General features: G+C 73.8%; 9 protein-coding genes, 1 tRNA gene and 3 pseudogenes. 8 read left to right on the forward strand and 5 right to left on the reverse strand.

Annotated elements, in window-relative coordinates:
* Positions 1-229: 229 nt before the first annotated feature.
* The gene (locus ACFXKG_RS21835) at positions 230-463 is read right to left on the reverse strand and encodes a chaplin (protein ID WP_384841420.1); all 234 of its coding nucleotides are present in this window, start codon (positions 461-463) and stop codon (positions 230-232) included.
* Between the two features lie 143 nt (positions 464-606).
* Complete coding sequence (locus ACFXKG_RS21840; RefSeq protein ID WP_384841423.1) at positions 607-1,932, reverse strand: M20/M25/M40 family metallo-hydrolase; 1,326 nt, start codon at positions 1,930-1,932, stop codon at positions 607-609.
* A 196-nt stretch (positions 1,933-2,128) separates the two neighbouring features.
* Between ACFXKG_RS21840 and ACFXKG_RS21845 the strand changes: the two genes are divergently transcribed.
* Positions 2,129-2,213, forward strand: a tRNA-Leu gene (locus ACFXKG_RS21845).
* A gap of 123 nt (positions 2,214-2,336) precedes the next feature.
* Complete coding sequence (locus ACFXKG_RS21850; protein WP_384841426.1) at positions 2,337-3,356, forward strand: DUF5954 family protein; 1,020 nt, start codon at positions 2,337-2,339, stop codon at positions 3,354-3,356.
* 17 nt (positions 3,357-3,373) lie between these two features.
* On the opposite strand, the gene ACFXKG_RS21855 is transcribed toward ACFXKG_RS21850, so the two are convergent.
* Positions 3,374-4,186, reverse strand: a complete 813-nt coding sequence (locus tag ACFXKG_RS21855; RefSeq protein WP_384841569.1) for a CDP-alcohol phosphatidyltransferase family protein — start codon at positions 4,184-4,186, stop codon at positions 3,374-3,376.
* A 172-nt stretch (positions 4,187-4,358) separates the two neighbouring features.
* Between ACFXKG_RS21855 and ACFXKG_RS21860 the strand changes: the two genes are divergently transcribed.
* The 5 genes and pseudogenes from ACFXKG_RS21860 to ACFXKG_RS21880 all read left to right on the forward strand — a co-directional run.
* Positions 4,359-5,360 carry a zinc-binding alcohol dehydrogenase gene (locus tag ACFXKG_RS21860; protein WP_384841429.1) on the forward strand — a complete coding sequence of 334 codons (1,002 nt, stop codon included), beginning with the start codon at positions 4,359-4,361 and terminating at the stop codon, positions 5,358-5,360.
* 158 nt (positions 5,361-5,518) lie between these two features.
* Positions 5,519-5,917, forward strand: coding sequence for a 6-pyruvoyl tetrahydropterin synthase family protein (locus tag ACFXKG_RS21865; protein ID WP_382887026.1), 399 nt, complete (start codon positions 5,519-5,521; stop codon positions 5,915-5,917).
* Between the two features lie 41 nt (positions 5,918-5,958).
* Positions 5,959-7,029: a glycosyltransferase family 4 protein gene (locus ACFXKG_RS21870; protein WP_384841572.1), complete on the forward strand. Its 1,071-nt coding sequence runs from the start codon at positions 5,959-5,961 to the stop codon at positions 7,027-7,029.
* Positions 6,957-7,907 (forward strand): SAM-dependent methyltransferase, encoded by a 951-nt coding sequence (locus tag ACFXKG_RS21875; protein ID WP_384841433.1) that lies wholly within the window; start codon positions 6,957-6,959, stop codon positions 7,905-7,907. The genes ACFXKG_RS21870 and ACFXKG_RS21875 overlap by 73 nt, the downstream gene beginning before the upstream one ends.
* Positions 7,908-8,047: 140 nt before the next feature.
* Positions 8,048-8,962 (forward strand): annotated as a pseudogene (locus tag ACFXKG_RS21880) (lysylphosphatidylglycerol synthase transmembrane domain-containing protein); the annotation flags it as partial.
* A 171-nt stretch (positions 8,963-9,133) separates the two neighbouring features.
* On the opposite strand, the pseudogene ACFXKG_RS21885 reads toward ACFXKG_RS21880, so the two are convergent.
* Positions 9,134-9,832 (reverse strand): annotated as a pseudogene (locus tag ACFXKG_RS21885) (RibD family protein); the annotation flags it as partial.
* Complete coding sequence (locus tag ACFXKG_RS21890) at positions 9,829-10,578, reverse strand: creatininase family protein (RefSeq protein ID WP_384841436.1); 750 nt, start codon at positions 10,576-10,578, stop codon at positions 9,829-9,831. The pseudogene ACFXKG_RS21885 and the gene ACFXKG_RS21890, both read right to left, overlap by 4 nt.
* A gap of 157 nt (positions 10,579-10,735) precedes the next feature.
* On the opposite strand from ACFXKG_RS21890, the pseudogene ribA reads away from it, so the two are divergent.
* A pseudogene (ribA, locus tag ACFXKG_RS21895) lies at positions 10,736-11,377 on the forward strand (GTP cyclohydrolase II); the annotation flags it as partial.
* Positions 11,378-11,582 lie beyond the last annotated feature (205 nt).

Genomic DNA, 11,582 nt, shown 5'->3' on the forward strand with positions numbered 1-11,582 from the left:
GTCGTGGGCCGCGTCATTTGTTTAAAACCCCCCGGTCTTCGGCCACCCGGCCCGCCCCCGGGCCCGCGGGGCGGGGGCCGGAGCCCCCGCGCCCCGGGCGCGCAGGGCCCGCGCTCCGGGGCCGCTCGGCCGTGCGGGAGAAGTCCCGCCCGGCTCCCCTGGGGGGCGGGCGGCGCTGCTTCTCCCGCAGGGCCTCGGGCTCAGACCCTCACGGGTGAGAGTGACGACGTCACTTGTTGATGCAGGTGTTGCCGAAGGTGGGGTTCAGCAGCCCGATCACGTTGACCGTGTTACCGCACACGTTCACCGGAAGGTGGATCGGAACCTGCACCACGTTGCCCGAGAGCACACCGGGGGAACCGATGGCGGCACCCTGCGCGCCCGCGTCGGCGACGGCCACGCCCGCACCCGCGAGCACCAGACCACCAGTGACTGCCGCAGCAGCGACGACCTTCTTGATCATTCTTCCTCCTTGTTGGCAAAACGCGGTCCCAGCCGCGGACCGCACACCTGTAACGAAGGGGAAGTAATGAGGCTACGAGCCTATGAGTGCATTCACTCTTCTCAGTCGACGCCGCACGTATGGCCGATTCCCGGTATGGCCGGTCAGCTCTGGTCGATGAACCGGTCGAGGACGCGCACACCGAATTTCAGACCGTCCACCGGTACCCGCTCGTCCACCCCGTGGAACATTCCGGCGAAGTCCAGCTCCGGCGGCAGCTTGAGCGGCGCGAAGCCGAAGCCGCGGATCCCGAGGTCGTCGAAGGACTTCGCGTCGGTGCCGCCGGAGAGCATGTACGGGACGGCCCGCGCGATCGGGTCCTCCGCCGAGAGCGCGGTCTGCATGGCGTCCACCAGCCGGCCGTCGAAGCTGGTCTCCAGCGCCTTGTCGCCGTGCACGTCCTCGCGCCGGACGCGCGGGCCGAGGATCCGGTCGATGTCCGCCAGGAACTCCTCCTCGTACCCGGGCAGGAACCGGCCGTCGACATGGGCGGTGGCCTGACCGGGGATGACGTTCACCTTGTAGCCGGCGCCGAGCATGGTGGGGGCCGCGGAGTTGCGCAGTGTGGCGCCGATCATCTTCGCGATGCCGCCGAGCTTGGCGAGCGTGGCGTCCATGTCCTCCGGGTCGAGCGGGGTGCCGAGCGCGTCGGACAGCTCGTCCAGGAAGGACCGTACGGTCTTGGTCACCCGTACCGGCCACCGGTGGTTGCCGAGCCGGCCCACAGCCTCGCACAGCTCGGTGATCGCGTTGTCGTTGTTGGTCATCGAGCCGTGGCCCGCGGTGCCGTCGACGGTCAGCCGCATCCAGTGCATGCCCTTCTGGGCCGTCTCGACGAGGTAGAGGCGCAGGTTCTCGTTGACGGTGAAGGAGAACCCGCCGACCTCGCTGATCGCCTCCGTGACGCCCTCGAAGAGGCCGGGGTGGTGGTCGACGAGGTACCGCGCGCCGTACGTGCCGCCGGCCTCCTCGTCGGCGAGGAAGGCCAGCACGATGTCGCGCGGGGGCTTGCGCCCGCTGCGCATCCGGTCGCGGACGACCGCGAGGGTCATCGCGTCCATGTCCTTCATGTCGACGGCGCCCCGGCCCCACACACAGCCGTCGGCGATCTCGCCCGCGAACGGGTCGTACGTCCAGTCCTCGGCGTTGGCCGGCACGACGTCGGTGTGGCCGTGGATGAGCAGGGCGGGCCGGGAGGGGTCCTCGCCCTCGATCCTGGCCACGGTGGAGGCGCGGCCCGGGTGGGACTCGAAGATCTTCGGTTCGAGCCCCACCTCGGCGAGCTTCTCCGCGACGTACTCGGCGGCGGCCCGCTCCCCCGGACCCGAGTGGTCCCCGTAGTTGCTGGTGTCGATCCGGATCAGGTCCCGGCAGAGGTCGACGACCTCGTCCTCGCCCGATACGGTCCTGCCCGCGCTCGGCTCGCTCACGCTGCTCACTCCCACGGTCGTTGCTGGTGGTCCTCGCTGGTGGTCCTCCCATCCTGCCGCGCCGGGCCCCCTCGCCCAAGGGCGGACCCCGCCTGTCACACGCCCGTCATACGGTTCGGGGCGTGATCGGGCACCCCTGAATGTTTGCTATGGTTTTCCACGTCGGAACGGCCCAGGGCCGACCGGCGGACACCTTGTCCGGGTGGCGGAATGGCAGACGCGCTAGCTTGAGGTGCTAGTGCCCTTTATCGGGCGTGGGGGTTCAAGTCCCCCCTCGGACACCGGCGAAGACCCCTGATACGTCAGGGGTCTTCCGTGTTTTCCGGAACGTTTCCGTCCGGTAGAACCCGGGGAGTTGAACGGTTTCGGTCCGGCGCCGCCTTCCGAGCCACAACAATGTGTGCATGTCTGATGACTGGAAGCGACAGTTGGACCGGCTCCACGCGGGACTGGTGGAGCGTGACGATCCCGCGGCCTGGGTGGCCGAGGCCGACGCCATCGACGCGTCCCTCCGGTACCCGTATCTCGCCGTCCGCGGGCCGGTCTTCGGTGTGGCGGCGTGTGATCCCGGGAGCGGGCCCCACTGGCGGCTGCTGCTGCGGGTGACCGACCCGACGCCGCAGCAGGCGCGGGACGGGCTCCACTCCCATCTCTGGTTCAAGGCCAAGGACGACACCGACGACCGGGCCGCGCGCCGCGAGTTACTGGCCGCGGTCGCGGTGCTCGAACGCGAGCCGGTCGACGAGCTGGAGGTCCTCGGGGTGCGCTACCGGGTCGTACGGGGCGACGAGTTCGCCCGGAGCGGGGAGGACGGACTGGAGCCGCCGCGGCCCACCGACCGGGAGCCGGCCGAGCTGTCCTGGAGCGGCGCGCACACCACCCCGTCGCCGGACCCCGGCTTCGTCCTGGACCCCGGGCACGCCGACACCGGTCCGGCGGCGGCCGCCCTGCGGCTGGGGCTGGGGCAGTTCGCGTACTCCGGTCCGCGCTTCCCCGACGACGTGCGCGGGCATTCGGAGCGCGCGGTCACCACGCACCCCGGAGTCGTCCTGCTGCCCGTCGGCTTCGGGGTGACCGAGCAGGGCGAGAACGGCTGGCGGCCACGGGGCGGCCTCATGCCCACCCCGCACGACGCGCGGCGGGCGCTGTACGGCGGCATGGTCAGGAGCTGGCCCGACGCCTACGGGTTCGACGACGACGAGAAGGCCACGTACGCGCGGGCCGCCGAGGAGTTCAGGGCCGCCGGCCGCGCCAACGAGGCACGCGTGGGCGAACTGCTCTTCCGCGTCTGCCGGATCGAGCGCCTGCTGCGCACCGGCCCCGACGGGCCGGAGCCGCCCCGCCCTTCGGACCAGGACGCCTACGGGCCGATGAAGATGCACCCGACCATGGACGAGGACGGAACACTGCACTACGACGACTGACCGGGCAAGGACAGGAATCAGTTTCTCGGCGCGGGCGGGGTGGCCGGGGCGGCGGCCACCAGGGCGCGCGGCGCGGTGGCGGGCCGGGCGGCCGCGGGGCGGCGGTCCCGGCCGGCCCGCCGCAGCCAGACGATGTCACGGGCGAAGGACCAGGTCAGCAGCGCCAGCGCGAGCAGGACCACGGCGAGTTCGGGCAGGTACGGAAGGACTCCGGCGGTCGCCACCAGGAGGGCGATGCCCTGCAGCGCGGCCACCGTCTTGCGGGCCATGCTGGGCGGGAGCGCGCCGCTCAGCCACGGCAGGACCCGGGCCGCCGCGACGAAGACGTACCGCATCGCGCCGATCAGCAGCACCCACGGGCCCAGCGAGAGGGCGACATAGGCGCTGAGCACCAGGATCAGGAAGGCGTCGACCTCCATGTCGAAGCGCGCCCCGAGGGAGGAGACGCAGCCGGTGCGCCGGGCCACCTGGCCGTCGACCGCGTCCAGGACCAGCGCCACCGTGGTGAGCGCGGCCAGGAGCGTGACGGGGGCCGGGCGGGTGAGGGAGTCCGCGACCAGCGCGGTCACACCGCCGACCAGCGTCGCCCGCGCGAGGGTGACGCCGTTGGCCGGGCCGAAGGACGCCGGCCGGCTCCGGGAGAGCGCGTGGGTGAGCGCGGCCCAGGTGCCCGCCGTGAACACCAGCCCCGCCAGCCACCCGGCCGCGCCGAGACCGGTCACCGCGCCGAGCAGGGCCAGCAGGACGATCTGGGCACCCGCTCCCGCGGCCGTCTCCTGCCGGAGCAGCCCCGTGCGGCGCGCCGGCCGGGTGGTGCGGGTCTCGTTCAGGTCGTACAGGTCGTACGTGTGGTTCAGGTGGTACTTGTTCAGGTGGTACGTGTCGTTCAGGGCCACCGTTGCACCCTCCGGCCGTGTGACAGAGTCGATTGGCGCCGCGTACCGTGCGCGGCCTCGTGAACTAAGAACGTGATCCGTCACCCCAGCGTTCAGGAGGACATCGATGAAGCGCGCCGCACGCGCCTTCTGGCTCCGCTCACCCGGCCACGGCGAGATACGGGAGGTCGCCCTGCCGGAGCCCGGCGAGGGCGACGTCCTGGTGCGTACCCTCTGCTCCGGGGTGAGCCGGGGTACGGAGACCCTGGTCTTCCGCGGCGGAGTGCCGCACAGTCAGCACACCGCGATGCGGGCGCCGTTCCAGGACGGCGAGTTCCCCGGGCCCGTCAAGTACGGCTACCTCAACGTGGGCCTGGTCGAGGAGGGCCCGCCCGAACTGCTGGGACGTACGGTCTTCTGCCTCTACCCGCACCAGACGCGGTACGTCGTACCGGCGAGCGCGGTGACCCCGGTCCCGGACGGTGTGCCCGCCGGGCGGGCCGTTCTCGCCGGGACGGTGGAGACCGCGGTGAACGCCCTGTGGGACGCGGCGCCGATGATCGGGGACCGGATCGCCGTGGTCGGCGGCGGCATGATCGGCTGCTCCGTCGCCGCACTGCTCGCCCGTTACCCGGGCGTCCGCGTCCAGTTGGTCGACGCCGAGCCCGCGCGGGCGGGGATCGCCGAGGCGCTCGGGGCCGGTTTCGCGCTCCCCGGGGAGGCGCTGGGCGACTGCGATCTGGTCGTCCACGCGAGCGCCACCGAGGCGGGGCTCGCGCGCTCGCTGGAACTGCTCGCCCCGGAGGGCACGGTCGTGGAGCTGAGCTGGTACGGCGACCGGGGGGTCACGCTGCCGCTGGGCGAGGCGTTCCACTCGCGGCGGCTGACCCTGCGCGGCAGCCAGGTCGGCACGGTGTCCCCGGCGCGCAGCGCCCGCCGGAGCTTCGCCGACCGGCTCGCGCTCGCCCTGGAACTGCTGGCGGAGCCCGCCTTCGACGCGCTGATCACCGGTGAGTGCGGCTTCGAGGAACTGCCGCGGGTGCTGCCGGGGATCGCCGCCGGCGAACTGCCGGGGCTCTGCCACCGGGTGGTGTACGGGCCGGACACGGCGGGCGCGGTGAGCCGCTGACGGGGCGGCCCCGGGTGGCCGGATGTGGCCGCACACGGGGGCGGGGGTGGCTTGAATTCGTCTGAACAGGACGAGTGGATCGGCCGTACTACACAACATGCCCCCGGCCCGCTATGCCGGAGGCGAGGCCAGACGTGCCGTATCTGGAGGGTCATCCGTTGTTCAGCATCACCGTCCGCGACCACATCATGATCGCCCACAGCCTGCGCGGGGAGGTCTTCGGACCCGCGCAGCGCCTGCACGGGGCGACGTTCCTCGTGGACGCCACCTTCCGCCGCGCCGAGCTGGACGCCGACAGCATCGTCGTCGACATCGGCCTGGCCACCCGGGAACTGGGCGGTGTGGTCGGGGAGCTGACCTACCGCAACCTCGACGAGGAGCCCGACCTGGCCGGGATCAACACCTCCACCGAGGTCCTGGCGAAGATCATCGCGGACCGGCTCGCGGACCGGGTGCACGCCGGGGCGCTCGGCGAGGGGGCCCGCGGGCTGGCCGCCATCCAGGTCACGCTGCACGAGTCGCATGTCGCGTGGGCGAGTTACGAGCGCGCCCTGTGACCGGCGCCGCCGCCCCGTCCGCGCGGGCCGTGCATCTCGTCATGCCCGGCGGCGTCGACGACCCGGCCGCGCCGAGCGGCGGCAACACCTACGACCGCCGGCTCTGCCGGGAGCTGCCCGGCACGGGCTGGCGGGTCCACGAACACACCGTCGCGGGCGGCTGGCCGCGGCCCGACGGGGCGGCCCGTACCGAACTGGCCCGGCTGCTGGCGACGTTCGCGGACGGCGCGGTCGTCCTGCTCGACGGGATCGTCGCGTGCGGTGTGCCCGGGGTCGTCGCCCCGGAGGCCGCGCGGCTGCGGCTGGCGGTGCTGGTGCATCTGCCGCTGGCCGACGAGACGGGGCTCGCGCCCGCCATGGCGGCGGCGCTGGACGACCGCGAGCGCCGGACGCTGCGCGCCGTGCCCGCGGTCGTGGCCACCAGCGACTGGGCGGCGCGCCGGCTGGTGCGTCACCACGGGCTCGCCCCCGAGCGGGTCCATGTCGCCGCGCCGGGCGCCGACATCGCGCCCCTGGCCACCGGGTCCGGGGACGGCTCGCGGCTGCTGTGCGTGGCCGCGGTCACCCCGCGCAAGGGACAGCACCGGCTGGTGGAGGCCCTGGCGGCCCTCGCCGACCTGCCGTGGAGCTGTGTCTGCGCGGGCGGCCTCGACCAGGACCCCGGGTATGTCAGGGGGCTGCGGGAGCTGATCGCGGAGCACGGGCTGGGCGACCGGGTGCGTCTGGTCGGGCCGCTGGCCGGCGGCGAACTGGCCGGGCGGTACGCCGCCGCCGATCTGCTGGTGCTCGCCTCGGACGCCGAGACGTACGGCATGGCGGTGACCGAGGCGCTGGCGCGCGGTGTGCCCGTACTGGCGACGGACGTGGGCGGGCTCCCCGAGGCCGTCGGGCGGGCGCCGGACGGCACCGTTCCCGGTGTGCTGGTGCCGCCGGACGACCCGGCGGCGCTCACGGCGGCGCTGCGGGGCTGGCTCGGGGAGCCGGGCAGGCGGCGGGCGCTGACGGCCGCCGCGAGGGGGCGGCGCACCGCGCTGGACGGATGGGGGACGACATCACGGAGGCTGGCCGGTGCGCTGGAACAGCTCCGTCAGGAAACCGGGAGGGCCGCGTGACCACCTCAGAAGCTCCGCGTTCGGAAGCGACCCGCTACGCCCCCGCGTGGCTGGAGTTGCGCGAGGGACCCGACGGGGCCGCGCGCGCGACGGAACTCCTCGACGCGCTGCGCGGCCGGCTGGCCGGCGCCGCCGCGTCCCCGGAGGACCGTGAAAGGCCCCTGGTCGTCCATGACCTGGGGTGCGGTACCGGTTCCATGGGGCGCTGGCTGGCCCCCCGGCTGGCCGGACCGCAGCACTGGGTCCTGCACGACCACGACCCGGACCTGCTGGAACTGGCCGCCGTCCGGACGCCCCGTACCTCCGCCGACGGGAGCCGGGTGACGGTCGCCACCGAGCGCCGCGACCTCGCGGAGCTGACGGCGGACGGGCTGGCGGGGGCCTCGCTGGTGACGGCCTCGGCGCTGCTGGACGTGCTCACGCGGGAGGAGGTGGACGCGCTCGCCGCCGCGTGTGCCGGGGCCGGCTGCCCGGCGCTGTTCGCGCTCTCCGTGGTGGGGCGGGTCGAGCTGAGCCCGGCCGAGCCGCTCGACACGGAGCTGGCCGAGGCGTTCAACGCCCACCAGCGGCGGGCCGATCACGGCCGGAGCCTGCTGGGGCCGGACGCCGTCGCGGTGGCCGCGGCGGCCTTCGCGCGGGTCGGGGCGACCGTACGGGTGCACGCCAGCCCGTGGCGGCTCGGCGCGGCCGACCGGGAGCTGACGGCCGAGTGGCTGCGGGGCTGGGTCGGCGCGGCCTGTGAGCAGCGGCCGGAGCTCGCGCCGCGTGCCGAGGAGTATCTGCGGCGCCGTCTGGAGCAGTGCGGGGCGGGCGCGTTGCGGGTGGTCGTGCACCACAGCGATCTGCTGGCGCTCCCCCGGACGGGCGGCGCCGCGTGACGGCGCCCGCGCCGGACCTCCCGTCCGCGCCGGACCTCCCGTCCGCGCCGGACCTCCCGCCCGGGACATCGGCCGCCCGTACGGCGGGCCCCGTGCCGGCGCGGGACGGCCGGCGCGGCGGGGCGGGGCGGACCCTGGGGATGGTCGCCGGGGCGGCCATCCTCGGGGTGCTGGTCTGGCAGCTCGGCACCGGGCCGCTGCTGGACGGGGTGCGCGGGATCGACGGGCCCACGCTGCTCGCGGCGCTCGGCCTCGGCCTGCTCACCACCGTGTTCAGCGCCTGGCGCTGGTGTCTGGTCGCCCGCGGTCTGGGCATCCGGCTGCCGCTGCGCCGGGCCGTCGCGGACTACTACCGGGCGCTGTTCCTGAACGCGGCGCTGCCCGGCGGGATCCTCGGCGATGTGCACCGTGCGGTACGGCACGGGCGGAGCACCGGCGATGTCGGCCGGGGCGTCCGCGCGGTCGTCCTCGAACGGGTCGCGGGCCAGGTCGTGCTGGTCACGGTCGGTGTGACGCTGCTGCTGGTGTGGCCGTCCGAGGCCCCGGCGGCGGCCCGCCGGGCCGTCCTGGAGACGCTCGCGACGCCCGGCGCCCTGGCGGTGCTGCTCGCGGTCGCCGCGCTGGTGGCGGGGGCCGCCCGGCGGCTGCGCGCGGCGCCCGCCGTCTCGCGGCGGCGCCGCGCGGCGCGGACGGCGCTCGCCGAGGTGCGACTCGGGCTGCTGGCGCGGCGGAGCTGGCCGGGGGTGGCGCTGGCGTCGGTCGTGGTGCCGGCCGGGTTCCTCGCCACGTTTCTGCTGGCCGCCCGGGCCGCGGGGGTGACGGCGCCCGCGGCCGAGCTGCTGCCCCTGATGGTGCTGGCGCTGCTGGCGATGGCGCTACCGCTGAACGTCGGCGGCTGGGGTCCCCGGGAGGGCGCCACCGCCTGGGCCTTCGGCGCCGCCGGGCTCGGCGCGGCCCAGGGGCTGGCCGTCGCCGTGGTGTACGGGATCCTCTCGCTCGCCGCGAGCCTGCCCGGCCTCGGGGTGCTCGCCGCCCAGTGGTGGGCCGGGGTGCGGCGTCCCCAGGTCGAGCTCGAAGAGGGTGTCCTCGCCGAGGGCGGCGCGCCGGACCGGGGGGCGCGGCGCGTCGCGCATCACCGGCGTACCGGCGAAGCGGAGCCCGGGGACGCCGTCGCCGAGCAGCACCGGCGCGACGGTGACGTAGAGCCGGTGCAGCGCCCGTTCGCTCAGGAAGCGGGAGACGGTGACGCCACCGCCCTCGACCAGCACCCGGCCCAGGCCACGGCGCGCCAGTACGCGCACCAGGTTGCCGGGGGCGAACGCGGCGAGGTCGGGAAGGGTCAGCACGTCAGGACCGGAGCCGTCGAGGCCGTCGTCCGCGCGGGTGTGCCCGCGCTCGCCGCCGGCGCACACCACCCACAGGGTGGGGGCTGACCCGTCGGTGAACACCTTGCGACGCGGCGGCACCCGGCGGTGCGGATCGAGGACGACCCGTACGGGGTGGGCCCCGGTGCAGGCGCGCACGGTGAGCTGGGGGTCGTCCGCGACGGCCGTCCCCGCCCCGACGACCACCGCGTCGGCGAGCGCGCGCAGGCGGTGGAGATGACGGCGGTCCTCCTCGCCGGTGACGTAGTCGGCGTCTCCCGTGCGGGTCGCGATGAACCCGTCCAGGCTCTGGCCGAGCTGGGCGAAGGTGAGGCGCGGTCCGGCCAGGCACAGCGGGAGGTAGCGGTCGGTCAGTTCGCGGGCCCCGGGCGTGGTGTCCCGGTTCCAGCGCCGTACGCCGTCGGTGTCCTCGACGAGGCCGACGGCCTCGGCGTCCGCCGCGGTCCTGACGGTACGGAGCAGTTCCCACGCCTCGTCGGTGTCCAGCTCCGCCGGGAGCGGCGGCGGTGCGGACGGCTCGGCGCGACGGTGGCCGGTCATCGGGACTCCTGGCGGGTGAGGAGGGAGAGATAGTCGCCGAAGGAATCGACCAGTCCGGCCAGCAGTTCCTTTCCCTTCGCGGCGGACGCCCGCGAAGGGCGGCCTATGACGCCGGACTCCGTATAGGCGGCCATGCCGAGTGTGAGGAGATGCTTCCGGTCGTCGGCGACGCAATCGGAGGTCTCATAGCCGGGCCGTACGAGTTCGGGATGCGCGTGCAGCAGGATGGATGTCTCGACTTCCCCCGCGTGCATATCGCTGTGCGAAGACGTCTCGACCCCCGCTCTGGTCCTTGCCGCGTCCCAGTCGGCCGATCCGGGGAAAAGCGCCATGCGCGTTCCGCTTCCGGCGGATTCTTGAACGACGTTGCGCAGTACGTAATTTCCGCCGTGCGCGTTCACCAGAATCAGGGATTTTATTCCGGACCGGTGGAGGGATCCCGCAATGTCACGGACGACGGCATGGAGCGTGGCGGCGGAAATGCTCACGGTCCCGGGCCAGTCGGCGTGTTCGTGCGAGCAGGAGACGGTGATCGGCGGGAGCGCGTGCACGGGGTGCGCGGCGGCTATCTCCCGGGCGATGGCGCACGCCACGACCGTGTCGGTCACCAGCGGGAGATACGCGCCGTGTTGCTCGAAGCTGCCGACGGGAAGGACGGCGACCGCGGGGCGCGCGGCCCGTACGTCCTCCGTGGTCTCCCGGGGCAGCAGACCGGCCGTCACCGGAGGCGTTCCCGAACCGTTCATGTTTTCCGGCCCTCTCTTTCCGTGTGCGTATCGTCGGGAGCAGACTACGCGGCAATGGCCCGGTGATCGTCCGAACGTGATGAAGGCGACCGTCGGTTGATGCCCTTTTACCTTTCTTCCCGTACCCGGCGGGCCGTTCAGCGGATATGATTGGGGCATGACAGACAGTGATGGCGTGTGCCTCGAAAGTACTCGTTCATCAGGTGTCGAACGAGCGGCGAAAGTACGGCTGTCCACCGTGCACGGAGACTTTCTCGCAGTCGGCTACCTGGACCGTAATCGCGGGGATGAACAAATAGCCCTGATATACGGCGATGTCGCGGGGGACGGAGCCCTCACCCGTGTGCATTCGGAGTGTCTGACCGGGGACGCCTTCGGCTCCAAGCACTGCGAGTGCGGGGAACAGCTCGGTGCGGCGCTGGACGCCATCGTGCGGGAGGGGCGGGGCGTTCTCCTCTACCTCCAGGGCCACGAGGGGCGCGGGATAGGCCTGTTGGCGAAGTTGCGGGCGATGCAGCTCCAGTCGGAGGGCCTGGACACCGTGGAGGCGAACCTCGCCCTCGGGCTGCCGGCCGACGCCCGGGACTACCGGGTGGCGGCGGACATGCTGCACGACCTGGGGGTGCTCTCGGTACGGCTGCTCTCGAACAACCCGCGCAAGACCGAGGCGTTGCTGCGGCACGGCATCAAGGTCGCCGAGCAGGTTCCGCTGCTGATACCGCCGCGGGAGGAGAACCTCTCGTATCTGCGGACCAAGCGGGAGCGGATGGACCATCATCTGCCGCATCTGGACGGCCTCATGCGCGAGGGGGTCCCGGTCGAGGCGGCAACCCCCGTGAACGGCGCGCATGCCGCGACTGCCGTGAACGCCGCGGCCGAGGTGTCCGGCTGAGCGGCACCGTCCGCGCACGGCCTCCCCGCCGCCGCCCCCGCCCCCCCGCCGCGGCGGGGGCCGCCCCCCCCCCCCCCCGGTTCCGGGGGCGGGGCGCCCGTCGGGCCCGTAC

The organism is Streptomyces sp. NPDC059255 (assembly GCF_042752355.1).
In the GTDB taxonomy this organism is placed as follows: Bacteria; Actinomycetota; Actinomycetes; order Streptomycetales; family Streptomycetaceae; genus Streptomyces.